This is a genomic window from Paenibacillus motobuensis, assembly GCF_039521865.1.
Lineage (GTDB): Bacteria > Bacillota > Bacilli > Paenibacillales > Paenibacillaceae > Fontibacillus > Fontibacillus motobuensis.
This window is the reverse complement of record NZ_BAAACX010000027.1, coordinates 1-24,497: the sequence shown is the minus strand read 5'-3', so window position 1 is coordinate 24,497 and position 24,497 is coordinate 1. Positions and strand designations below refer to the sequence as shown.

Annotated in this window: 26 protein-coding genes; 24 read left to right on the top strand and 2 right to left on the bottom strand. The window is 48.8% G+C overall.

The genetic code is table 11. The annotated features are described in order from the left end of the window. Positions 1–170: 170 nt before the first annotated feature. From yyaC to ABD014_RS23225, 5 genes are all read left to right on the top strand, one after another. Positions 171–707 carry a spore protease YyaC gene (gene yyaC, locus ABD014_RS23245; protein ID WP_343865386.1) on the top strand — a complete coding sequence of 179 codons (537 nt, stop codon included), beginning with the start codon at positions 171–173 and terminating at the stop codon, positions 705–707. Between the two features lie 34 nt (positions 708–741). Next, complete coding sequence (locus ABD014_RS23240; RefSeq protein ID WP_343865384.1) at positions 742–1,530, top strand: alpha/beta fold hydrolase; 789 nt, start codon at positions 742–744, stop codon at positions 1,528–1,530. A 70-nt stretch (positions 1,531–1,600) separates the two neighbouring features. Further along, the gene (locus ABD014_RS23235; protein ID WP_343865382.1) at positions 1,601–2,263 is read left to right on the top strand and encodes a DUF6483 family protein; all 663 of its coding nucleotides are present in this window, start codon (positions 1,601–1,603) and stop codon (positions 2,261–2,263) included. A gap of 82 nt (positions 2,264–2,345) precedes the next feature. After that, positions 2,346–3,539 carry a class I SAM-dependent methyltransferase gene (locus ABD014_RS23230; RefSeq protein WP_343865624.1) on the top strand — a complete coding sequence of 398 codons (1,194 nt, stop codon included), beginning with the start codon at positions 2,346–2,348 and terminating at the stop codon, positions 3,537–3,539. A 772-nt stretch (positions 3,540–4,311) separates the two neighbouring features. Then, the gene (locus ABD014_RS23225; RefSeq protein WP_343865379.1) at positions 4,312–6,630 is read left to right on the top strand and encodes an O-antigen ligase family protein; all 2,319 of its coding nucleotides are present in this window, start codon (positions 4,312–4,314) and stop codon (positions 6,628–6,630) included. On the opposite strand, the gene ABD014_RS23220 is transcribed toward ABD014_RS23225, so the two are convergent. Continuing rightward, a complete protein-coding gene (locus ABD014_RS23220) occupies positions 6,627–6,938 on the bottom strand; it encodes a dehydrogenase (protein WP_343865377.1) in 312 nt (103 codons plus the stop codon). The genes ABD014_RS23225 and ABD014_RS23220 overlap by 4 nt on opposite strands. Positions 6,939–7,077: 139 nt before the next feature. Here ABD014_RS23220 and uptA point away from each other — a divergent pair, with 139 nt between their 5' ends. The 18 genes from uptA to ABD014_RS23130 all read left to right on the top strand — a co-directional run bounded on the left by uptA (position 7,078) and on the right by ABD014_RS23130 (position 22,585). Next, positions 7,078–7,695 carry an undecaprenyl phosphate transporter UptA gene (gene uptA, locus ABD014_RS23215; RefSeq protein WP_343865375.1) on the top strand — a complete coding sequence of 206 codons (618 nt, stop codon included), beginning with the start codon at positions 7,078–7,080 and terminating at the stop codon, positions 7,693–7,695. Then, a complete protein-coding gene (locus ABD014_RS23210; RefSeq protein WP_343865373.1) occupies positions 7,692–8,258 on the top strand; it encodes a thioredoxin family protein in 567 nt (188 codons plus the stop codon). The genes uptA and ABD014_RS23210 overlap by 4 nt, the downstream gene beginning before the upstream one ends. Before the next feature lie 5 nt (positions 8,259–8,263). Continuing rightward, positions 8,264–8,890: an MBL fold metallo-hydrolase gene (locus ABD014_RS23205; RefSeq protein WP_343865371.1), complete on the top strand. Its 627-nt coding sequence runs from the start codon at positions 8,264–8,266 to the stop codon at positions 8,888–8,890. Between the two features lie 817 nt (positions 8,891–9,707). Then, positions 9,708–10,238, top strand: coding sequence for an RNA polymerase sigma factor SigY (gene sigY / locus ABD014_RS23200; protein WP_343865369.1), 531 nt, complete (start codon positions 9,708–9,710; stop codon positions 10,236–10,238). After that, on the top strand, positions 10,228–10,566 hold the full coding sequence (locus tag ABD014_RS23195; protein ID WP_343865367.1) for a DUF5345 family protein: 339 nt from the start codon (positions 10,228–10,230) through the stop codon (positions 10,564–10,566). Before sigY ends, ABD014_RS23195 begins: the two co-directional genes overlap by 11 nt. Then, positions 10,563–10,775, top strand: coding sequence for a hypothetical protein (locus tag ABD014_RS23190; protein ID WP_343865365.1), 213 nt, complete (start codon positions 10,563–10,565; stop codon positions 10,773–10,775). The genes ABD014_RS23195 and ABD014_RS23190 overlap by 4 nt, the downstream gene beginning before the upstream one ends. A 28-nt stretch (positions 10,776–10,803) precedes the next feature. Beyond that, complete coding sequence (locus ABD014_RS23185) at positions 10,804–11,004, top strand: PLDc N-terminal domain-containing protein (protein ID WP_343865363.1); 201 nt, start codon at positions 10,804–10,806, stop codon at positions 11,002–11,004. Further along, on the top strand, positions 11,001–11,930 hold the full coding sequence (locus tag ABD014_RS23180) for an ABC transporter ATP-binding protein (protein WP_343865361.1): 930 nt from the start codon (positions 11,001–11,003) through the stop codon (positions 11,928–11,930). The genes ABD014_RS23185 and ABD014_RS23180 overlap by 4 nt, the downstream gene beginning before the upstream one ends. Further along, positions 11,927–12,706: an ABC transporter permease gene (locus ABD014_RS23175; RefSeq protein ID WP_343865359.1), complete on the top strand. Its 780-nt coding sequence runs from the start codon at positions 11,927–11,929 to the stop codon at positions 12,704–12,706. Before ABD014_RS23180 ends, ABD014_RS23175 begins: the two co-directional genes overlap by 4 nt. A 164-nt stretch (positions 12,707–12,870) precedes the next feature. Next, positions 12,871–13,536 (top strand): MgtC/SapB family protein, encoded by a 666-nt coding sequence (locus ABD014_RS23170; protein WP_343865357.1) that lies wholly within the window; start codon positions 12,871–12,873, stop codon positions 13,534–13,536. 133 nt (positions 13,537–13,669) lie between these two features. After that, positions 13,670–14,053: an ATPase gene (locus tag ABD014_RS23165; RefSeq protein ID WP_343865355.1), complete on the top strand. Its 384-nt coding sequence runs from the start codon at positions 13,670–13,672 to the stop codon at positions 14,051–14,053. A 154-nt stretch (positions 14,054–14,207) separates the two neighbouring features. Further along, positions 14,208–14,495 (top strand): Asp-tRNA(Asn)/Glu-tRNA(Gln) amidotransferase subunit GatC, encoded by a 288-nt coding sequence (gatC, locus tag ABD014_RS23160; protein WP_251415706.1) that lies wholly within the window; start codon positions 14,208–14,210, stop codon positions 14,493–14,495. A 63-nt stretch (positions 14,496–14,558) separates the two neighbouring features. Continuing rightward, on the top strand, positions 14,559–16,013 hold the full coding sequence (gene gatA, locus ABD014_RS23155) for an Asp-tRNA(Asn)/Glu-tRNA(Gln) amidotransferase subunit GatA (protein WP_343865349.1): 1,455 nt from the start codon (positions 14,559–14,561) through the stop codon (positions 16,011–16,013). Between the two features lie 155 nt (positions 16,014–16,168). Then, positions 16,169–17,608, top strand: a complete 1,440-nt coding sequence (gene gatB, locus ABD014_RS23150) for an Asp-tRNA(Asn)/Glu-tRNA(Gln) amidotransferase subunit GatB (protein ID WP_343865347.1) — start codon at positions 16,169–16,171, stop codon at positions 17,606–17,608. Between the two features lie 64 nt (positions 17,609–17,672). Next, positions 17,673–18,152: a GNAT family N-acetyltransferase gene (locus ABD014_RS23145; RefSeq protein ID WP_343865345.1), complete on the top strand. Its 480-nt coding sequence runs from the start codon at positions 17,673–17,675 to the stop codon at positions 18,150–18,152. A 173-nt stretch (positions 18,153–18,325) separates the two neighbouring features. Further along, positions 18,326–20,146 (top strand): DUF4097 family beta strand repeat-containing protein, encoded by a 1,821-nt coding sequence (locus ABD014_RS23140; RefSeq protein WP_343865343.1) that lies wholly within the window; start codon positions 18,326–18,328, stop codon positions 20,144–20,146. A gap of 135 nt (positions 20,147–20,281) precedes the next feature. After that, a complete protein-coding gene (gene perR, locus ABD014_RS23135; RefSeq protein WP_127002590.1) occupies positions 20,282–20,710 on the top strand; it encodes a peroxide-responsive transcriptional repressor PerR in 429 nt (142 codons plus the stop codon). Between the two features lie 132 nt (positions 20,711–20,842). Beyond that, positions 20,843–22,585, top strand: a complete 1,743-nt coding sequence (locus ABD014_RS23130; protein WP_343865339.1) for a glycosyl hydrolase family 18 protein — start codon at positions 20,843–20,845, stop codon at positions 22,583–22,585. 132 nt (positions 22,586–22,717) lie between these two features. Here the strand turns inward: ABD014_RS23130 and ABD014_RS23125 are convergent, their stop codons facing one another. After that, positions 22,718–23,095 carry a YgzB family protein gene (locus tag ABD014_RS23125; RefSeq protein WP_343865337.1) on the bottom strand — a complete coding sequence of 126 codons (378 nt, stop codon included), beginning with the start codon at positions 23,093–23,095 and terminating at the stop codon, positions 22,718–22,720. A 181-nt stretch (positions 23,096–23,276) separates the two neighbouring features. Between ABD014_RS23125 and ABD014_RS23120 the strand changes: the two genes are divergently transcribed. Continuing rightward, on the top strand, positions 23,277–24,146 hold the full coding sequence (locus ABD014_RS23120; RefSeq protein WP_343865335.1) for a nucleotidyltransferase-like protein: 870 nt from the start codon (positions 23,277–23,279) through the stop codon (positions 24,144–24,146). Positions 24,147–24,497 lie beyond the last annotated feature (351 nt).

The window sequence follows — 24,497 nt, the reverse complement described above, 5'->3', positions numbered from 1 at the left end:
TGAATTCCAATGCTTAGTTAATATATAACCTGCTTGCATGCTAATGAAACAACGCTGATCAGGCAACGAACAGATTTCAACAGTGGCGCTTGCTTGGATTTGCTGTTTTGCGGTTCATTTAGCGGTGCGGTACAATCATGGTAACCTGATAAGCATGAGGGGGGTGGAGAATGGTTCTTAATGATTCGTGTGAAATGTCAAACTTGGGAATGGAACGAAAAAGAATAGTTGGCAGTGAGCTGGCATGTTTTTTCAGGGAAGTTCGCAGGAAGCATGAAAGGGAGGAAATTACCTTTCTATGTATCGGGACGGATCGTTCAACGGGGGATGCGCTGGGCCCACTGGTTGGTGCCAGACTTGAGGAGCAGGGCATGGCTAATGTAGTTGGCACCTTGCAGTATCCTTGTGATGCGGACAATCTGGAGCAGCGAATCGCGTCTATTCCTAAAGAGCATATTATTGTCGCCATTGATGCAAGCTTAGGTTCTCCCGCCTCAGTGGGCTGCTATCTTGTTTCTGCACAGCCTTTATTTCCCGCCCAATCGGTTGGACAACAGCTTCCGGCAGCAGGTCATTATAGCGTAGCGGCGGTTGTTAATGTAAAGGGACCCAAGCCGTATTGGACGCTGCAAATGACCTCATTATATAAGGTTATGCAGATGGCGGATGAGATTACGGGAGCGATCGTTAAGGTATTCAAGTCATGATTCAATAATCATAAACGATGAGAGGGGATTTGTTATGACAAGCCTATTAGCCAATGGAATATCTGTAGCCTACCAGGAGCAAGGGCAAGGGCCAACGATTGTATTGCTGCATGGATTCTGCGGAAGCTCTGCCTATTGGGAGAAGCTTGCCCCTCTATTATCTGGGGAATATCGCGTTGTGATGCCTGATCTGCGCGGGCATGGCGCATCCGGAGCTCCTGCGGGCCCCTATGCAATAGACCAGATGGCTGATGATATCGCCGCGTTGCTGGAGCAGATGGGTGTCTCGAAGTATACACTTTTGGGTCATTCCCTTGGAGGTTACATCACCTTGTCCTTGGCGGAACGTTATTCATCCCGCTTAAACGGCTTCGGTTTGATTCATTCGACTCCTTATCCTGATAGTGAAGAAGCGAAGGAGAAGCGGCTTAAAGCGGTGGAGAAAATAGAGGACGAAGGAATAAATGCCTTCGTCAATGGCCTGGTACCGGGATTGTTCGCGCAGGAACATCTGCAGACGATGGAGCCGGAGGTGAACCGGACTAAGGAGATCGGGTATCTTACCCCGCCGCAGGGGGCTCAAGGCGCGGCTCTGGCTATGCGTGAGCGTGTGGATCGGCGTGAGGTGTTGACCCAGTCCGATTTGCCGATTCTGCTCGTTGCCGGGGAGAACGATGGAGTTATTCCTTTGGAACGCACATTTACGGTAGAAGGCGACCAGGTGATCAAAGCGGTTATTAAAGGTGCTGGTCATATGGGCATGTATGAAGCGCCGGATCAGCTTGCCGCTGTCATCAGTGATTTTATGAGGAATATCAAGTAGCATCGCGGCCAGAAATGCCGCATGTGCGCGATATTTTCGGATATAATGTTCGGTGAAGGGGCTGGGTATCATGCTGAGGAAGGATTATCTGGTCCGCATGATTGAAGAAATGGTGGACGTCATCGGCCAAGTGTTCGGACTTAAGCAACAGAACAAGCTGATAGAAGCGCTGTGGAAGCTGGACGATCTGTATAAAGAACAGTTCAGGCTGAATTCACGGATGATCGGTTCTCTGTCGGCTCGTGATATTGTGGAAATATTCCGCACTGGTGGAAAAGTAGAGGCCGATAAGCTTCAGAGCTTGGCAAGGCTGCTGCAGGAGGAGGGGGATATCTATATTGCCCAGGGACGGCAAGATGATGGGCTGTTTCGGCTCATGAAGTCGCTCCATCTCTATTTAGCGGCAGACCTGCACGGTGCCGATCCTTCGTTATGGAATTCGGAGACGGAGACGGCCAAGCTGATGTCGCGCCTGAAGGATTATCGTCTGCCTCTGGATACTGAGCGCTTACTGCTCGATTATGAAGAAGCTCATAATCGATTTGATCAAGCAGAGAACGTATTGTATCGTCTGCTTGGTGCCGAGGCGATCACCAAGCAGCAGGCGTTAGCCTTCTATGAACGTCTGCTGCAATATGAGCCTGAGCGGCTTAGTGAGGGAGGGCTCCCCTTGCATGAAGTTCGCGAAGGCCTTGCGGAAGTAGAGAAACGGGAGTATACCAAAGAGGTATAACTCCAGCAAATCAGAAGAGAACTATTTTGCGTTGCCAATTTCAGTTCGTGGCAGCAGGAGTTCAACAATATGTATATTTGGAATGAAAGTGAGCTGTTATGGATTCATGGAAGCACTAAGACATCTTATACAACAAATAGCTCAGGAGGGCAGCTTGATTACCGCGACGCTCAGCCAGCGGCGCAAGCCCGGGGAGACAGAATACAGCAAGGTAACGGTGAAGCCTGCCCTGTTGAAGCAGCGACTGCATTATCAGTTCACTTATTATTACAGCAACAAAGTGACGCATGAGAATATACCGGCTGAGCAGTTGGCCGAGTATCTGATGAAGCAGTTCGAGGAGACTTTCCGGCAAGGCCTGCTTTGTACGGAGGCAGCGGATTATCAGGTGCTGATCAGCAAGAAATACAAGGTGTCGATTCTGACGAAGTCGCCGAGCAAGCAGCCGGGCTCCTTGCATCATAATCGGCGTAAGGAATATATTCTGGAGGATGGCCGAGCTGTTCCTTTCCTGGTTGAGCTTGGTATTATGAATCGGGACGGGAAGGTACTGGCCAAGAAATACGATAAATTCCGTCAGATCAACCGCTTCCTTGAAATGGTTCAAGACGTCATGCCTCATCTGCCTGCTGATCGACCGCTAACGATTGTGGATTTCGGCTGCGGCAAGTCTTATCTGACATTCGCTCTCTATCATTATTTATCGGTCGAGCAGCGCAGGGAGCTGAAGGTCGTTGGCCTCGATTTGAAGGCAGATGTGATTGAGCATTGCAGTGCACTGGCGGAGAAGCTGAAGTATAACAACCTGCGCTTTCTTGTCGGCGACATTGCGGACTATGACGAGCTGAGCAAGGTGGATATGGTTGTTACCCTGCATGCCTGTGACACGGCAACCGATGCTGCGTTGGAGAAGGCGGTACGCTGGGATGCTTCGGTGATTCTGTCCGTGCCTTGCTGTCAGCATGAATTGTTTGCTCAGGTCCGGAATGAAGTGATGGAGCCGCTGCTCAGTCATGGCATTCTGAAGGAGCGTTTCTCTGCCCTGGCAACAGACGGAATCCGGGCCAAGCTGCTGGATATTCTCGGATACAAGACACAGCTGCTTGAATTTATCGATATGGAGCATACGCCGAAAAATATTCTGATCCGGGCGGTGAAGTCACCAGCCGGAAATACCACTGTCTTGTGGCGTGAATATACGGCCTTCCGCGATTTCCTTGGTGCCTCCCCATATCTGGAAAGAGCCTGCCGGGATCTTCTGCCGTCAGAAGAATAAAGAATAGGCAGAATACTTGCCTAATGTGAATGAGCCTTGCTGCGCTGCTCTACTGCTCAGCGATATGCGATGCTCTTTATTGCTCAGTGATCATGGAGGAAAAAGGCTAATCACGATTTGAATATTCATAGCACAGCTCAACGGTTTGCAGCCATAATTTCAGGTCAACACTATATGTGTTGGCCTTTTCGACCTTTAACGAAACTACGGATCGTTATTTCCTCAAAAACGACGGAAAATAAAATCTAACGAAACACCATATCGTTATTGGGGAGAAATCTGTGCCTTTATCGCCTAATCCACCTCAATAGCGATACCTAGTTTCGTTAGAAGTTGAGGAAGCCCTTTTTGGCTTAAATAGCGATATCCAGTTTCGTTAGAGCTGGTGAATAAAAAACCATCGCTTTCTCGACAGTCCGGTAGGGTGATCGAGAAAGTCGATTTTTCTGACTTGGAGGCATCCCTTTTTGTGTATCCCATTATGTGGAGACCCATATGTTTTGGTCAGATTACTCGGACATGATTGACCGTCAGCGTCCAGTCCTTGGTACACGGTTCTTGTAACGGACAATGATGTCCATTACAAGGGGGACGGTTCGCGAAAAACCGTAATTTTTGCTTCTAACGGTCAAAAGTATCCGTTAGAAGAGCGCAGTTGCTTTCTTTTTGCTCTAACGGTCAATTTTGCTCGCTTGATAAGTGCGATCACGCAATGCTGCCCAGCGAAATTTGTTGAATGGATTGATTCTACCTATGGAGAGGGGGAATAAAGGTGTGGAGAAGGATGTATGAGCAAGTTAGGGATAAGACTTCGTTCGGACGGTGGCGGGATACTTTTATTATCTTGATCAAGCCGTTGGATTCTATCGGGGGACTGGGTGGACTCGTATGGATTACCATTATGGCCATTTGCCTGAACAGTGGAATGTTCTTCACGGATAGCATTTCATCCCTGGTCCTGATGGGCCTGTGGTTTGTTTATGCATTTCTTCTTGTTGTTGGATACCTGGTGAAGGGGATGATCAGAAGCCTTGGCCATAAAAAAATCATGCTTCCGCTTTCCAATCTATCCCCCACCCAGCGGACTCCTTATTGGTATATATGGATTTGCAGTGCGCCATTCGTTATCGCAGGGGTTTATAGCTTGCATCTAGTGATTCCGTCTGTACGGTTATCGGCGTATGCAACGATGATCTCCGCTCTCGAATGGCTATTTTATGCTTTGCTTGGGTTAGCAATGCTCAGGCTGGGTACGGGCGACCGGGAGAGGGGGAGGAAGTTAATCCAGCACGGCTTGTCTTGGACCGTTTGGTTATTAAGCCTGTCCGCTGTTGGATCTGTTCTGGGCATTGTCTCCATCCCTTATGCGATATTGCGTACAGGGGACAGCGAGGTCAGCCTTACAGGAGCAAGGTTAGGCGGATTGCTGCAATATCCTAATACTTTCGGGGCAGTTGCGGCGGCCTTGCTATTGGAGCGTCTGCTGCTCCTTGTCAGCCGTCCCTGCTCTGACTTCACGCGTTCAGCTGGATGGAAGGGGCAGCAGGGTGGAGCGCAGGTGCTGCTGCTCCTGCTCTGCCTGCTGCTGACGGAGTCGCGCGGCGCGTACATCGCCGGCGCGGTCGGCTGGGCAGCAGGCTGGCTGCTGCTGCGCGGTGCCGAGCGCAGCAGGTTTGTGCGGCACAGCGGCGTGTTCCTCGCCGCCGCTGCGCTGCTTGCTCGCCAGTTGAGCGCAGCGCAACTGGCGCCGTCCCCGCTGCCCGGACTGCTGCTGCTTGCCGCCGTGATGGCGGCTGCACTGGCCCTGTCCGGGCGCACCCATCGCGGCGGGCGGGCGCATGGCGCCGCCGCGGCGCGGGGTTCAAGCGGCCCGCTTGCGGCCGCTTGGGTCGCGGGGAAGAGCGCCTGCATCAAGGTGTTGGCCCTGTCGTTGACGGGCCTATGCCTACTCCTGGCGCTCGCCCCGCTGCTTGTGCGCGGACTGAGGATCGCTACGCTCTCCGCGCGCTGGAATATGTATGCCGACGCATGGAAGCTGTTCTTGCGCTCGCCCTGGATCGGGCGAGGCGGGGATACGTGGCGTCTATCGTTTCGCAGCATACAGAGCCGCCCCTATGTTGGCGCCGAGGTGCATAGCGGCCTCATCGATATTGCCCTCGATCTGGGCTTGGTCGGGGTGCTGGTCGTACTGCTCTGGCTGGGAGCCATTGCTTGGCAGATGCTCCGATCACACAGGGTACGCAGCAGCTTATTGCCCCCTCTGATCGTACTATGCCTACACAGCTTGATCGATTTTGATATGAGCTACGGCCTCTACTGGGTGCTGATAATCATGCTTGCTGCGGCAGCGCTTGTCCCAACGGTTTCTTCGCCTGAAGCACCGATCCCATCGATGCCGCTTAGCAGGGGGGGATCAGCCGTCAACGGTGCTGTTATGCCGGAGGAGACGGTTGCTATCGTTCCGGATCGAATAGCAACAATGGCCGCATCAACGGTACGCTTTGCGGCGACCGGGCTGCTTGCCGCCGCACTGCTAGCGGCAAGCGTAGCTGGCTTGCACCTTGCGGCTAGCCAGCTTCTGCTCGCTCGCGCCGAGGCAGCAGCAGGGCCAGAGCCGCCCCTGCTGTTGCAGCGATCGCTTGACGCATCGCCGTCTAATACGGCCGCCCGCCTGGCTCTGGCGGCCCGCTCTCTCCCGCAGGAGTCCTTGCCGCTCCTGCAGCAAGGACTTCGATATGAACGGGAGAATCCCGAATTGTTAGCGGCGCTGGGAACGGCGGCGGCACAGCACGGAGACCTGAGCGCTCTCACGGCCTTCCAGCGGGCCGCAGCCTTGGACCGTTTCAATGGAGCGGCTCAGACGAATATGCTGCAGCAAGCTTATCATCTGGCGAGATGGCTCAAGGCAACGGGGAAAGAAGATGAGGCTAGAATCGCCATTGAAGCGGGAATCCGATTGTATCGCAATTATTCCCGTTTGTCTGACCTGATTGTCCACCATCCATCCTGGCGTAATGACCGCAAGTTTAGATTAACCTTGGAAGCCAGAGTGAGAGGCAGGCAATTATACGCGTTTAAGTATGCGCATTAGCCTCCAAACGCGCTGCGGAATGCCCGTTTCAGCTGGCCTTGATCGACCTGCCATAGCTCTGCCAGCTCTCCGCTGACTGCTTCATCCCACCAATCGGCAAGTGCCTTGCGATTGCTGTTTTGTTCAGCGATCCAGAGCAGGTTTTCAATCACCTTTTTGTAATATAACGCTTCTCCCTCAGCGATTTTATCCTGCGGTATATAGACGCCCAGCCTTTTAACGGTCCGGTATAATTCTTTACTGCACCCTCTACGTATTTTGCGCGGCGTTGGCAGGGGAGTCTGATGTTTGCCGGGGGAATTATTCATAGGGGTATGCCTCCTTTTCCACAACATATGCGTGATTTGCCACAAGCGACACCGGGGCTGGAAGAGTTAAGTAGAATGCATGTCCTCGGCTATGATAGAATAGATTAGAAAAAAGGACATGTTAGGAGAGAGACGCGCGGTGGAGTGGATTTCTAATTTAATTGGAACTCTGTTGGATTGGGTTCAACAACTGGGGTATTTCGGCATAATGCTCGGCTTGATGATCGAGGTCATTCCTAGTGAAATCGTATTGGCATATGGAGGCTACCTGGTACACACTGGCCGGATCAATTTTATCGGAGCTGTCATTTTTGGTGTTGTGGGCGGCGTTATCGCCCAATTGTTCATTTATTGGATCGGGCGGTATGGCGGACGTCCTATTCTCGAGAAGTACGGCAAATATATTTTTATTCATAAGAAACATATCGACGTTGCCGAGAACTGGTTTCTGAAATATGGTTCCGGAGTCATTTTTAGCGCCCGCTTCATTCCTGTAGCAAGACATGCTATTTCGATTCCAGCCGGGATGGCCAAGATGCCGATCGGCAAATTTATTACCCTGACCACCCTGGCAGTCATTCCGTGGTCGATTTTGTTCGTATATTTGGGAATGCTGCTTGGGGATCAATGGAAGCATGTCGATGAGAAGGCGGGCCCTTATGTTGTGCCAATTCTGCTAGTTGCGCTCGCTCTGCTTATCGTATATGTACTTATTAAGTGGTTCGGATCTTCCAAGAAGAAAGGAGATGCAAAATGAGTATCAATCTGGCACATAAGTTCGGACAAGGAATCACCCCCCGGCAATTTATGGAGGGAATGCAGAAGAATAAAGAGGAATTCGCAGCAGGATATGAAGCCTTTAACTGGATAAATGAAGAGGATCGCAAATTTTTCAAAAGCCTGAATTATCGCGATGACTTGCGTGTATTGGTCCTTGCGGCTGATTGGTGCGGCGATGTTGTCCATAGTGTGCCAGTGGTATTCCGTGCACTTGAGGAATCCGGTCTGGAGACGGAAGTACTCATCCTTGAACAGCATCAGGATACGATGGATCATTTCCTGACGATGGGGGGACGCTCCGTTCCGATTATTATTTTTGCGGATACGGGCGGACATGTACTTGGCAGTTGGGGACCACGTCCACAGCATGTGCAGGCACTGATGATTCAGTTCAAGCAAGAGAACCCGGACCGGGAAGCACCTGATTATCAAGACAAGATCAGTGTAGTGAGGCAGCAGATGGCTGATAAATATAAGGAAGGGGGCGGAGTGAATGCGACGGTCGTATCCGAACTGCGCGCACTCATCTCCGGGTTTTAAATCATATGTTGAGAATAGAGACATTCTCCCTGGGACCCTTGCAGACAAATGCTTATTTATTGCGGGGAGAAGATGAGAAAAGGGCGGTCATCATCGATCCAGGCATGAATCCTGGGCCACTCTTGCGCAGGATCGAAGGACTGGAGATTGAAGCAATACTGTTGACACATGCCCATTTCGATCATATTGGCGGAGTAGATGAGATTCGCAAGCTGAAGAAGTGCCCGGTTTATTTGCATGCACTTGAGAGCGATTGGCTGACGACGCCCAAGCTGAACGGTTCACTAATGTGGCCGCAGATCGGCGGTCCGATGGCACTTAAGCCAGCTGAATATGAACTTGCAGAAGGACAGAAGTTACATCTGATCGGACATGATTTCACGGTATACCATACGCCAGGACATTCGCCGGGCAGCGTAAGTTTCTTGTGCGGCAAAGACTTATTTTCAGGCGATGTGCTCTTCCGTATGGGTGTAGGACGGACTGATTTGCCTGGTGGTAGAGAAGTCGATCTGTATAATTCAATCCGTGGCAAGCTGTTCCAATTTGCAGATGATGTGATTGTCTATCCGGGGCATGGGCCTAAGACGACGATCGGTTATGAACGCGTAAACAATCCATATTTGACATAACCTGGGCGACGGGCGACTTAACCAGCAAATTTCCAACAAATTTGTACACAAAAAGTACAAAGATACTGGACAAAAGTGTATTCACTTGCTAGAATATAGTCATTAAATATTTGTAACTTTTGCGAAGCACGCAAGCTGAGGAGTATTCCCGGTTTGCGTTCTTTTTTTGTTTTTTATGCCTGTTCAAAAAAGGTTGATTTTACTTCTTGATTACAACCGGACTTTTTGGACAACATCAATAGCGGTTTTTTAGCTTCTGAAATACATTGAACGGATCGTTCGAGAGGTAAAAGGAGGCAAATCAATGAAAAGCCGATTGTCGCATATTATAGATGCGAGTCAGTCTTTGGCATATTCACAGGAGCATAAGAGGGAGAGCCAAAGTCCCGACGATTCAAACACATACATACATGATAAAGAACGGCTGCTCCTGTGGGATCGGCTAGCACTTCGTTCCGGTACAATTCGGCAACCCTGGCATGAGAGGCTTTGTGAGCTTCGGAGGAGCCGATATTGAGATTAATGCGTTAGATTCTATTTAGAGTGAGCGCGGGCGGGGATAACTTAGTAGAGGATTATGAATAGTTAAGCCGGACTGGACACGTTGGAATAGCAGTGAAGGTCGCTGATATTCCGTAGCGTGTCTTTTTTTCCGTGAGAATGGCTATGTTATAGAACTCTCACTTATTTGATGTCTATACTCTTATGGATAATACCTGCATAAATGCAGTGCAAAATAATTTTTCTGCGAATTGAACGAAATCGAATAGTAGATCGTAATATAGATGTTTACCGGTAAAACAAAAGGGGTGCTTGGATGGAGCTGATGAAGGAACGGATAATTGAGGCGCAAAACGGGGATGATGCAGCCCTGGCTTCGCTCATTCATGAGCACTATTCCTTCGTATTTAAATATTTGGTGAAGGTCACGATGGACACGAAGCTGGCTGAGGATTTAACGCAGGATACGATGCTGCGGTGTATAGAGAAGCTCGAGTATTATAACGGCAGCTCGTCTTTCTCCTCCTGGCTGATTACGATTGCTACGCGTCTATTCATAGACCGAACCCGGCGCAGGAAGACGGAAAGGCAATGGCTGAAGAAGGAGAGCGAAGCACGATCCTTACGCTGGCAATTCTCACATGTTCATGAGGAATGGTCGGAAGCGCTGGAACTGTTGTCTAGACTGCCTTCAGAGCAGCGAATCGCCATTTTGCTTAAGCATTACTACGGATACAGTTATGACGAGATTGGAGATATATTGAAAGTTTCTCCCGGAACGGTCAAATCCCGCGTTTCCTATGGACTTAGCGCGCTGCGAAAGGAGCTTAAAAACAATGGGACATAATCACATATCCGATAAGGATGAAGATCAACTGCTTACCGGTCTGCTTGAAGATTTAAGGAAAATCGATCAAGTTGTGTCGCCGAATCAAAACTTTACTCCTGAGGCATGGATGGGAATCGTCCATGATAAGCGAAGAGAGCGCAGGCGCTGGAAACAGTGGGAGACAGTCCTGTTTGTCATCGTCGCCCTTATGCTCACTCTTGGCGGAGGCTGGTTCTTATATCGAGAGCCGCTGCTATTCATCATGCTTCAGGTGATGACTGCTGTGATCGGGCTTGGTGTCGTCGTGTGGGCCATGCCTAAGCTCTGGAGGGAGGAGCGGGAATGAAAAATGACAGTTTGCCGCTTTGGGCCTGGTTGCTGATCGCCTTGACTGTGTTAACCCAAGGAATTTGCATGTTCCTGGATGCGCGCAGAAGGGGCGGAAAGGCATGGCTTTGGGGGCTTTGGGGACTTACAAGTTTCCCGCTTCCCTCCGTGGTCTATTCGATCGTCGTATGGTTGGATAGCCGGAGGAAGAAGAAGTCCAGAAAATAAATAAGGATGAAGAAGTGAGGGGATCTTGATGGATATTCTTTGGCAGCTAATCGTCCCTGTTATTTTACTGCAATTGATACTGGTCGTCATTGCGCTAGTATCGCTAGCCAGAGCGGAGGCAGAGACGGTGCGTGGTTCGAAGTTGCTGTGGGTCATCATTATTCTATTTGGAAATATCATAGGCAGCATCGTATATTTCGTCGCGGGCAGAAAGGATTATGGGGCATGATCATACAAGTTAGCCAGTTAACGAGGAAGTTCGGAGAACGCACTACAGTGAAGGGAATATCTTTTGCCCTAGAGAAGGGCAGTTGTACAGCGCTGCTTGGTCCCAATGGAGCAGGCAAGACAACGACCTTACGGATGCTGGCGGGACTGCTCTCACCAAGCAGCGGAACAATTACGAGGTCAGGCCCGAATCAGAGTAAAGGACGACTGTCCAATAATCATAGTCAGATCGGATACTTGCCACAGCATCCTTCCTTCTATAAGTGGATGAGCGGTATGGAGTTCGTTGTCTACGCAGCCAGACTTAGCGGAATGAGCAAGCAGGAGGCGAGAAGCGAGGCAGAGGCTGTCCTGGAGCGAGTAGGCTTGAAATCAGCTGCTCGGCGTCGGATCTCCGGTTACTCTGGCGGAATGAAGCAGCGCCTTGGTCTGGCACAAGCGCTTGTCCATCACCCGGATTTGCTGTTGCTCGATGAGCCGGTCTCGGCACTTGATCCCGTTGGACGAAGAGAGGTCATGGAACTGCTACAGGAACTGAAGGGGGAGACGACAATCCTCTTATCTACGCATGTGCTCCATGATGCCGAGGAGGTCTGTGATCGCGTGATGATGATGAGAGAAGGCGAGATTGTTGAGAATGGCGAGTTGTCCGATCTGCTCGCCAAATATAGCTTGCCCGTACTGAATCTGCAGCTTGAATATCATAGCAGTCAGAATGCCGCAGATTGGCTGAAGTCGCTTCGTGAGCGTCCTTTCGTGCTGGAATATGAGCAGCAGAATGGCGCTGCGACAATAACGGTCAGCAACATGAAAGAGGCCAGAGCGGTCATCTTATCTGAAGCGGCGGAGCGTCATATCCCTTTGCAGCGCTTCGAGGCAGGTTCATCCTCACTGGAGAAAATGTTTATGAAGGTGGTTCAGTCATGAGGAATACACTGTTGCTATATGGCAAGGAAATGCTGGAGATGAGCCGGAGCTATAAATTGCTGTGGGTTCCCGTCGTTTTTATATTGCTTGGTGTCATGCAGCCGGTTATGATGTACTATCTGCCTGAATTGCTAGCCGCTTCTGGTGATTTACCAGCTGAGCTAGCAAGCACCCTCGCTGTACCTAGCGCACCTGAAGTCATGGCTCAGGTGTTGAATCAATATAATACAATCGGTATGCTTCTAGTCGTGATTGCCGGTATGAATTTGGTTGCTGGGGAACGATACTCAGGAACAGCAGCCTTAATATTGGTTCGAAGAGTAAGCCCTACCCAGTTCATCGTTGCGAAGTGGCTAGGACATATAACGCTTATCGCTATCTCGTATGCGCTCAGTTATTTGGCGGCATGGTATTATAGCAGTATTATGCTGGGCAGCTTAGCATGGGAGACGACCCTTCAAGCTGGGGCGATCTATTTATGCTGGATTGTGCTGGCGGCCTCGATTATTTTACTATTTAGTACAGTGTTGAAGGGGGGAGCGGCTGCGCTCGCTTCAATCCTGTTCCTGGTGGTGTTAACGATGACCCATAGTCTGCTCCCTTCTTGGTTCAGCTGGAGTCCGGCCAGGTTAACGGTAGATGCGATGAGTCTGCTTAGCGGAACGGGCAGTGTAAATCTTGGTGGACCGCTGCTACTAACTGTGCTTGCTGTTCTGTTATGTGTTGCGGGAGCGTCTTATATTATGCGCAATCAGATTATTCAGGATCAGCCTTAAATTACCGTCATTGATCTAATAGGGCATCTATCCCGGCAAGCTTTTCAAATTACCGGAATAGATGCCCTATTCCTTTGTTTTCCATATGATCTCCACAACGCTCCCTGACTTTGTTATACTTGTAGTTCCAGATAGTTGTGATATGTCAGCAGGAAGGTGAGTATATGAATATGGATTTCGAACTGCTGTTGCGGGTTCTAATCGCCGGAATCTGCGGTGTAACGATCGGTTTTGAACGCAAGAACCGCATGAAGGAAGCCGGGGTTCGTACCCATTTTGTTGTCTCGGTCGGTGCGGCATTGATGATTATTGTGTCCAAATATGGATTTCAGGACCAGATAGGCTGGAGCAACCTGTCTTTGGACCCGTCAAGGGTGGCTGCAGGTGTGGTTAGCGGTGTCGGCTTTCTCGGTGCTGGTATGATCTTTATGCAGAAGAATACCGTTCGCGGACTTACAACGGCCGCAGGGATATGGGCAACCGCAGGCATTGGCATGGCGGTTGGCGCAGGGATGTATTTTATTGGAATCGGGGTTATGATCATTATCGTGATCGGGCAACTCGTACTGCATGGTCGCTTCAACTGGCTGGCATCTCCCAAGACCGAGAAGCTGCTGGTTGCGATGGACAATGATGAAGAGATGATTCCTGGATTCATGGATAGGTTGTCAAAGCGGCACATCTCGATTATCGGGTTTGAAGCAGAACGTAAGGATCAGGAGATGGTTCTCCGTCTCACTGTGCAATTCAAAGCTGGTTCGGACATGGAGAAGTTATTGTCATTTATGGAAGAAGAGAGCGTTGTCAAGAAAATGAAGATCGGGGAGTAGTCAGATAATAGATCATAATATAGATATCTTGCCCTTCTCTTTGTTTTTTAGTAGGATTATATAAAAGTAAGGAGAGCCCGCTTATAGTGCGTGTTCAAAAATATTTCTAAGTATATATCAGGGAGGTAAGACGATGCTGCCTTTGGGAGAGAGAATTGTAATCGTCGGCGATGCTTTTGAGCAGAATCTTCCTGTTGGGGAATATGGTTACGTCATTGCTTACGACCGTAATCCGGACAATGCTTTTGATTATCTTGTTCGGTCTCCGAAGACTGGACGGAATTATTTCGTCCCTTCGAGCGATATCGAATCCGAAGAACTGCTAACCCAGCAAGAAGTAGAGTTGACTACAAGAGAAGCTCTGATCGACTATGCTCTGGCTACTTATAATGAGAAACTGTTCATGCATATTATGAATGGGGAGAATGATGAAGTAGAAGAGCAGGAGGAATCCGCCAAGGAACCTCTATCGCAGGCGGAGTTTATTAAGCAAGTGAATTTGCGAGCTTGGATATAAGTGTGTCCAACCTCTATAAGAGAGTCGGCCTGTGTAGGGCGGACTCTTTTTTTCTGTGTGGGTAGATGGCTTTTGTTTGGTTTCGCGTTAATGGATTGAATTGGACCTCATTCTACAATATAATTTTATTCATCCGAATAAAGGGAGGACGACTATGAGTATCCAGGTGCAAGACGTGGAACATGTTGCAAAACTGGCACGTCTGAAATTGAATGATGAAGAGCGGGAAATGTTCACTGGACAATTGAATGCGATTTTACAATATGCCGAGAAATTGAATGAACTCGATACGGAAAATGTGGAGCCGACGACGCATGTTCTGCCGCTTAGCAACGTCATGCGGGAGGATGAGGTTCATGAGAGCCTATCGCAGGAGCAGGTATTCCGCAATGCACCGGACGAGGAAGACGGACAATTTAAAGTTCCGGCCGTATTGGAATAGAAGAGGTAGTTCAACACGTAATACAAGGATTAGTCCTGAAAATTTCGGAAGGAGGAAGATAGAGTGACGTTATTTGATTTGCGCTTACAGGAACTACATACTCAGCTCAGCAAGAAGGAACTTTCCGTAACGGATCTGGTAGGAGAAGCGTTCGCCAGAATTAAGGAGCATGATGAGCGTGTAGGTGCTTATTTGACTTTAAATGAAGAGGGGGCTCGTGCTGAGGCGGCCCGTCTCGATAACAAACTTGGCAGCGATGAGGCCAAAGGCTTGCTATTCGGTTTGCCGGTAGGAATTAAGGATAATATGGTGACAGAGGGGCTAAGAACGACTTGTGCCAGCCAATTCTTGTCCAATTATAATCCGATCTATGATGCTACGGTCGTAACCAAGCTGAAGCAGGCTGAAACCGTGACGATTGGCAAGCTGAATATGGACGAGTTCGCCATGGGCGGTTCGAATGAGAATTCAAGCTTCCATCCGGTGCGTAATCCATGGGATTTAACCCGAGTGCCTGGCGGTTCCAGCGGTGGCTCGGCTGCGGCAGTTGCAGCGGGCGAAGCCTATTTCACACTCGGTTCCGACACGGGTGGATCGATTCGCCAACCGGCATCCTATTGCGGAGTAGTTGGGTTGAAGCCAACTTATGGACTCGTATCACGGTACGGATTGGTCGCATTTGCATCTTCTCTGGATCAGATTGGACCTATTACAAAGAATGTCGAGGACGCTGCTTATGTGCTGCAAGCTATTGCGGGGCATGATGCGAAGGATTCTACTTCGGCGAATGTGGATATTCCGGATTATGTGAGTGCATTGTCGGGCGAGATCTCCGGGCTTAAAATTGCGGTGCCTAAGGAATATCTGGATGGCATTGATCCTCAAGTCAAGGCAGCTGTGCTTGAAGCTCTGCGGGTATTGGAAGGGCTCGGCGCAGAATGGGAGGAAGTATCGTTGCCGCATACGGAGTATGCTGTAGCTGCTTATTACTTGCTGGCTTCCTCAGAAGCGTCATCTAACCTGTCGCGTTTTGATGGTGTGCGCTATGGTGTGCGTGCGGAGCAAGGCGGCAATCTGCTTGATCTGTATCTGGATTCGCGCAGCCAGGGCTTCGGGCCGGAAGTGAAGCGGCGGATTATGCTTGGAACTTATGCTCTTAGCTCCGGTTATTATGATGCTTATTATTTGAAAGCACAGAAGGTCCGTACGCTGATCAAACAAGACTTCGATCGGACCTTTGAGAAATATGATGTCATTATCGGACCTACTGCTCCGACGACGGCTTTCCAGCTCGGTTCTCAGGTAGATGATCCGCTTACGATGTATCTCAACGATATTTTGACGATACCGATGAGCTTGGCTGGGGTGCCTGCCATGAGCGTGCCTTGTGGCTTTGCAGATGGTCTGCCTGTTGGTCTGCAAATTATCGGCAAGGCATTTGATGAGAGCACAATTCTGCGTGTGGCTCATGCCTATGAGGCACATACAGATCATCATAAGCAACGCCCATCTCTGTAAGAGGTAGTTTAAAAAGTCGCCCTTCTCGGTGCTGAAAGTCCGACTTTTTAAACAGGTACTATAATGGACGGTGTCTGTTAAGACGCGCTTAAGTTGATGGGACAGCCCTTCGCAGCTTGCGATGTGGCAGCAATAAAGTTAGCAGGAGGATCGATATGTCAACATCTAAATATGAAACGGTGATCGGACTGGAAGTGCATGTGGAGCTGCATACGAAATCGAAGATTTTCTGCGGATGCTCCACGGAATTCGGTGCGCCACCCAACAGCCATACTTGCCCTGTCTGTCTTGGACATCCTGGCGTGCTGCCTGTGTTAAACCGCCAGGCGGTGGATTATGCTATGAAGGCGGCTATGGCGCTGAATTGTGAGATCGGCGATGTGTGCAAGTTCGACCGAAAGAACTATTTCTATCCCGATTCACCAAAAGCTTATCAAATCTCTCAATTTGATCAGCCGATTGGATTGAACGGCTATATTGACATTGAAATGGACGGATATACGAAGCGCATCGGCATTACTCGTCTGCATCTGGAAGAAGATGCAGGTAAGTTGACGCATGTGGACGGCGGCTATGCCTCATTGGTCGATTTCAACCGTGTCGGAACTCCACTCGTCGAAATCGTGTCCGAGCCGGACATTTCTACGCCGGAAGAGGCGAAGGCTTACCTGGAGAAGCTGCGGGCGATTATGCAGTACTGTGATGTATCCGACGTGAAAATGGAAGAAGGCTCGATGCGCTGTGATGCGAACATCAGTCTGCGTCCTCATGGGCAGAAAGAATTAGGGATCCGTGCCGAATTGAAGAATATGAATTCCTTCCGCGGCGTACAACGCGGCTTGGAATATGAGCAGTACCGTCAAGCTGAGATTTTGGACGAGGGCGGGGAAGTAGTACAGGAGACCCGCCGCTGGGATGATACCCAGGGCAAGACATTCTCGATGCGCGGTAAGGAAGAAGCTCATGATTATCGCTACTTCCCAGACCCGGATCTGGTTAAACTGTATATTGATGAAGATTGGAAGGCACGGATTCGCGCGTCGATTCCTGAGCTTCCGGATGCCCGTAAGGCACGTTATACGAAGGACTATGGTCTGCCGGACTATGATGCCGCAGTTATTACATCCTCGAAGCCGCTCGCGGATCTGTTCGAGAGCAGCTTGGAGCATACATCTGATGCAAAATCCGTATCCAACTGGATTATGGGCGAACTGCTCGGCTATTTGAACAGTAACGGATTGGAATTGGCTGCAGTGAAGCTGACAGGTCAGGGTCTTGGCGAGATGGTCAACCTGATCGAGAAAGGGACGATCAGTTCCAAGATTGCTAAGACGGTCTTCAAAGAGATGCTGCAGAGCGGCAAGCTCCCACAGCAAATTGTTGAGGAGCAAGGTCTTGTACAAATTAGCGATGAAGGCGCAATTCTGGCCATCGTGCAGGAAGTTGTGGCCAATAACCCGGCCTCTGTACAGGATTATCAGGCAGGCAAGGAGAAGGCGATCGGCTTCCTCGTTGGCCAAGTGATGAAACAGAGCAAAGGAAAAGCGAACCCTGGACTTGTGAACAAGCTATTAATCGAAGTGCTGAAGCAATAGAGATCCGGCTTCAGCACTCTATCAAAATTATCAGATTCGGGCTGCGTAAAGGATGGGAAGCCGTGTGATCAGATTGTTATCTCTTCAGGACCCGGACGTAGTGGAGCAGATATGGAGCCTGCAGCATACGGCTTACCGTCTGGAGGCATTGGCGATAGGACTTGCTTCATTCCCGCCTCTGAGTGATACGTTCGATTCAATCAGGAGCAGTGGGGAAGATTTCTATGGGTACTTATCGGACGAGCTGGGGGAAGATGCGGAAGGCGGAGAGCTGTTGGGCGTGATCTCAATCCGGGCAGAATCATCTGTCCATCTGTCGGTTACCCGGTTAATGGTACATCCAGAGCATATGCGTGAAGGCATTGGAGCTGCCTTAGTTAGTTATGTTCTCGATCGTTACGATGATATCCGTCATTTCTCTGTGACGGCGGGAACGCTTAATGCTCCGGCCGTATCCTTGTACCAGAAATTTGGCTTCATGCCGGGAGAGACAGTGAGGTCGACGGCGGGTGTAGATCTGACGCTATTTCATCTCCATCGCTAGTTTCAGAATATAGTTCAAAGAGTCTGCAAATAGCACACTTGTCCGCCGTAAGGCGGATAGGGAGTGCTATTTTTTGAAATTAGGAGAGCGTTTCTTGAAAAGAGAAATTATTATAAATTACAAAGGGGTCTATTATCGGTTACAATAAGTCAAGAGGGGAGGAGATGGTGTAAATGGAACCCTCAAATTCGTTGATAAGCCCGAGTGAGCTTAAGCAGAAGCATAAGGCTGGCTACAAACCAAGGCGCCGCAAAAGGAAATTCATTGCTTGCCTGCTCTCTGCACTTTTCCCTGGCTTTGGTCATTTATATTTGCAAAAATTCATAAAAGGCAGTCTTTTTATAGATGTTTTTCTTATCGATTTAGCGCTGCTTGTGTACTTCTCTTCGGCTCATATGAGAATCAATGTACCGCTGTTACTCGTACTTGGCTTGCTAGTAACTGTTGTATATTTCTATAGCATTTATGATGTTCTTCAGACAACAGATGCTGTTAACGCCAGCTTGAAACGGGGTATAGAGAGTGAGACGGCGGAGCAGGTTGAAACGGTGGACCCAATGGGCTCGGAGGTAGGCGCATTAACCGGGATCATTCTAATCAGTGGTGGGATTATCGCTTTTATATTGCGTATGAAGCCAGCCTGGCTGGAAGGACTAATTCAGAATTATGGCAGCTACAGTGTCTCAGTAGCTATGATACTCACAGGACTCATCTGGATTGCCATGGAGGGCAGGCGACATATATTACGCGCAGGTCGGCTTACGGCTTCAGTATTACTGATTGCAGTTGCTGTACTCATGTGGATCGATGTTAGAAGCGGACAGGATTATATGCTCTTATTGCTTAAATGGTGGCCTCTGTTACTGGTACTTGGTGGATTGGAGCTTATGCTGGCGATAGTCTGGAACCGGAGGAAGGTATGCAGACCGATTCGTAGACTGCGTATTGACTTCAAAGGGCTGCTCTTGTCGTTATGCATCGGCGTCTCGGTATTCGCCATTACACAGCAGGATCATTATATGCATTTATGGAACAGGGTCAGCCTTGATCTTGCTTCAGCAGGTGCTGAGTTCAGTGGGGAAGAAGGGTACAGGACGGATAAGTCAGCTGTAGAGATTCCAATTGATCTGGACACCGGCAAGATTGTAGTGAACGGGATAAATGGCGATATCGATGTCAAGAGCGCGGAGATTAATGAGGTAATCGTGAAATCTACGGTATGGATCGACCAAGTTCCTGAGGATGAGGCGAAGGACATTGCCGAGGATACTTCTGTTGTTGTGGGTGAAGGCAAAACATTAGATCTATCAGTGAAGGATCGTACCTATGGCGAGAGCGGAAGACGCCACCCCCGTGTGAATATAACGCTGATTGTTCCGCAGAACCGCTTCCTTGATCTCGATGTTAGTACGACTAGCGGATCTATTACACTAACTGGCCTGCAGGCGATGAATCAATTCAAGCTGCAGACTGGAGGCGGTAACTTCAAGTTCTGGGATATCGTCGGCGAGGTCTCGGCCAGAACCTTGAACGGTAGCGCGGAGCTGTATCGGATATTCGGCAACGTGCAAGTGGATACGCAGGGCGGTAATATCAAAGCCAAGGGGATTGCCGGAGATGCGGCGCTATCCACACTGGTCGGCAATATTTCACTGGTGGACTCGCAGGGGAATATCAACGTTACAACCAAGAACGGAAATATCCAGGTTGACGCTGTTCCAGAGGAACTGAAGGCGGAATCGTTAAATGGCAAGATTCAAGTATCCTCGGCAGTTATCGGTGGAGATTGGAATGTATACAGCGCTGTAGGAGAAATCAGCTTGGCGCTACCGGAAATCGGTGATTATATGATCATGGGCTCGAGTGGATATGGGAATATCACGAGCAACCTGCCGTTTACTATAAATGGCAAAGAAATTTCCGGCATATCCGGCAATGGCGATCATGAGATTCAAGTCGAGGGCAATAGTGACTTAATAGTGAATAGACGTTAATGGCCTTGGTTTTCTTATCAAAAGCGGACTTTTTGAACTACCTCTTAATGTTGCGTTGACAAACGTTTTAACCTAACCGTACAATAACATTGCAGGGGTTAGTTCTTCTGCACTATCAAAAAGGCGGTGGACATAATGGCTTCGCGCGTTCAACATGCGTTAGAACAACTGAAAATGAATGGTGTCCGCATAACGCCGCAACGTCATGCCATCCTTAGCTACCTTATGGATACGATGGGACATCCGACCGCGGATGAGATTTACCGCGCACTGGAGCCTCGTTTTCCGAATATGAGCGTGGCTACGGTATATAACAACCTAAAAATGTTCATTGAGGCTGGCTTGGTCAGAGAGCTGACGTATGGCGATAGCTCAAGCCGTTTCGATGCCGATGTTTCGAATCATTATCATATTATTTGTGAAAAATGCGGAAAAATCGAAGATTTCACTTACCCTTCACTGGACGAGGTAGAACGTAAGGCCGAAGAGGTAACCGGTTTTGAAGTACATGGGCACCGATTGGAGCTATACGGCGTGTGCAAGGATTGCCGTCGTAATCATTGATTTCACCTGATGTTTGAGAGAACGTGCAGGGTTCCTTCGGGGAATCCTTCACGTTTTTATTTTATTAGAGGTTCGGGGCTGCAAACCGTACTTATTGAACACGGACTATTAACGTAACGGAGGTACTATTATTTGAAGAGCACAAGAAGCGAATATTACCGAGGCAGAAGGCGAAAGAAGCGTGGGGTTAAATGGATATTTGGATTCATTCTCATTATTATTGGCGGTTATTTAGTCTCTTCGCAATTTCTACCGAATCGTCAGCATGTCGATCCGGATTGGAAGGGTAAGTTTGAGAAGCCTATCTTCTATGATGGGGCTATTATGGATTATTCTGCTTTAGGCTCGGAGGATTCGCTCAAGCTTCCTCTACCCGTAATACAAGAAGTAATCGACCCGCATATCCGCTATGAGGAAGAGAGCAAGTCAGTTATTTTAACGACGCCTAAGAAGCTGGTCTTTCTGAAGACAGATGAGAAGACAGCGAAGATTAACAATAAACCGATGAAGCTGCTGTTCTCTCCGGAAGAGAAGGATGGAGTGCTGTATCTGCCTGTCCATTTGCTTAAGGAACTGTATGGCATAGAGATTCACGAAGATACGGCCTCCGGAGCAGTTCTGCTGTATATGGCTGGGGAGAACGTTCAGAAGGGTGAGGTATCAGGACCTGCCAAGCCGAAGGAAAGCTTGAAATACCCTCTGCGGGTAGAGCCGAACATTCGTAAGCCAATCGTTGCAGACGTGAAGCCAGGTACGAAGTTTCGTATATTGGGCGATGTGGACGACTGGTACCATGTGCAATTGGACAATGGATACACGGGTTATTTACAGGCCAAGCATGTAGAGATTGGTGAGTCGGTCGATATCCCGAAGGTAGTGGAGGAACTGTCGCCTGCCAAGCAGAAATGGAAGTCCAAAGCGGTGAACCTGACCTGGGAAGCAGTCTATGAGGTTGCACCCAAGCCAGCGAATATCGGAGAACTGCCTGGAGTGAACGTTGTCAGCCCAACCTGGTTCTCGTTGATCGATGGCGAAGGCAATGTGAAGAGCAAGGCGGATATCAATTATGTAAAATGGGCTCATGGGCGAGGCATGCAAGTATGGGGCTTGTTCAATAATAGCTTTGATCCAGATGTGACCTCGGGAGCACTAGCCAGCTTTGAAAATCGGATGACGACGATTCTGCAAATGCTGCAATATGCAAAATTGTATGATCTTGATGGAATTAATATTGATTATGAGAATGTGTATACCAAGGATGGAGACAACCTGACTCAATTTATGAGGGAGCTGCGGCCACTTGCCCAAGAATATGGTCTTGTCGTCTCGATCGATGTAACGCCAAAATCGAACAGTGAGATGTGGTCCGCGTTCCTGGATCGCAAATCGCTTGGTGAGATTGTGGACTATCTAATTCTGATGGCATACGACGAGCACTGGGCAGCGAGCCCTGTAGCAGGCTCCGTAGCTTCGCTACCGTGGACAGCATCATCGGCCAGCCGGATTCTCGATGAGGATAATGTACCGCCTGAGAAGATGATCCTTGCTGTACCACTGTACACTCGGGTATGGTCGGAGACAGAGAAGGATGGCAAGGTAGAAGTGAAGTCGAAGGCGATTGGTATGATCAAGGCTCAGAAGATCATTGAGGAGAAGAAGCTGAAGCCTGTATTCTCGGAGGAAGCAGGACAGAACTATGTAGAGTATACGGAAGATCAGGTGCGCTACCGGATATGGCTTGAGGATGAAGTATCATTGAATGCGAGAGTGAAGCTCATCAAGTCTCTCAAGCTGGGAGGAGTCGCTTCCTGGAATCGCAGCTTTGCTTCGGACAAGGCCTGGGAGACCTTGAAGGAAGTAACGCAGGCAAAATAATCTGGACCAAGGCAAATCCGAGGTCTGCAAACCTGTTATAAGTAAAGAATGCAAAAGGACCATCCATTTCGCTTGAGCGCGAAGATGATGGTCCTTTTTTGTACGAATATTATGTATGTTCTCGTTGGGCTTCTATTCATTCACGGTGGATGCTGCAGCTTGCTGTTCCAGCTCTTCAGCAGTAATTGTCGCCTGCTCAGGATCGCGAGTCAGAATGGTCTTGCAGAACATGCAGCGGTCAGTCTTGCCAAGCATTTTCGTTAATTTATGGCATTCGGGGCATTCTAACTGTACAGCGGAGGTCGAGAGCATTCCGGCCCAGAAATAAACCGCCAGACTGGCTAGCATAGCGATCAGTCCGATGGCAAGCCCTATACCGGCGATAATCTTGCCGGATTGTCCCCAGAAGACGATGCCGGCTGTACCTAGCACCATAAGTCCCATTCCGAACATTGTCAGAAGCAGGCCCCATAAACGGAATTCGTTGATTTTGCTGGATTTGAAGAACATAAGCAGCAACCTCTATTCTTATTTTAAATTTGAACTATATGAATGAAAGAATTGAATGACTTCGATCGGTTTTCTTATCAAAAGCGAACTTTTTGAACAACCTCGGAAGAAGGAAACTTGAATGTGGTGTAGAACTATATTATATCGAATTGGCAAGGAAACGCCAAGGTAGGAGGTTACTGTGGAGCCGACCATTTTTTCTTTTCCAGATACGGATCGTTGCCCTGGGGCAATTGGAGCTATAGTCTATCGTCAAGGAGGGGAACGTCATTCCCCATTGCCGAATGATTATGATTTACTGATCATAGCTGTCTGTCATGATCTGGAGGATGACATTAGGGTAGAACATTTTATCAACCGGGATGTACGTTATCAATTGCTGCAGGTAGGGAAGAGCTACTTGCTGCATTCTCTTGTCTCCGGGGATAATCCAGATATTCTGCGCTGCTTCTTGCAGGGGAATGTGATCTGGGATGTTGAAGGAGAGCTCACAGCATTTCGCGGCGAGTTGATTCAATTCAAAGGGGACTTAAGAAGCCGTCGGCGCTTCAAGGAGTATTCACGTATGCTGCGGATGTACACTGAAGCCAAGCATTATGAGCAAGCAAAAGACTTCATGGACGCTTATTACTGCGTGATGCAAGCATTGAAGCACTATGCCAATATCGAATTGATTGAGCAAGGGGTATTGCCGGAGAGCGTTACTTGGGAACAAATGCTTTCTTTAAACCCTGTGGTGTATAAATTGTTCCATGAGCTTACCAATAGCAAGGAAACCTTAAGCCAAAGGATCGATCTCTTGCTACTAACCAATGAGTTCTCGATTGTATCCAAGATGGAGGATTGCTGTACGCCTCTTTTGCGTGTGATGGAATGCCGCAAAGATACGTGGAGTGTCCATGAGCTGTCTCAATTTCCTGAACTGAAGCATGCGAAGGAAGATCTTCCGCTTGTCCTTAGTAAGCTGGTACATCATTCACTAATAAAAGAGGTAACGTTAGCGGCGGCGAATGGTTATGGGGAAGGTAGAGAGATTCGCTATAAGGCATAGTTTCAGAGAAGAATATTACCTTCATTCTAGTGTAATGTTTTTCCAATAAATTTATATACTAAATTGCTTGACTCCCTAGGCGGTTCTATGATAAATTAAATCTCGCCCCTGAAAGACAAGAAGTTGTTGAATGAGGCAAACGTAAAATATCAAAAAAACTTCTTGACATAAACGAGGCGAACATGATATATTATAAAGGTCGCTGCTGAGAACGAAAGCGACACTGAAAACGAAGTTGATCTTTGAAAACTGAACAACGAGTGAGCGGGTTTCACGTCAAGTGAAATCTAAGAAATAAGTCAGATTCAAAATGAGCAAGTCAAACACTTGTTTAGCTGAAAGAGATTTTAC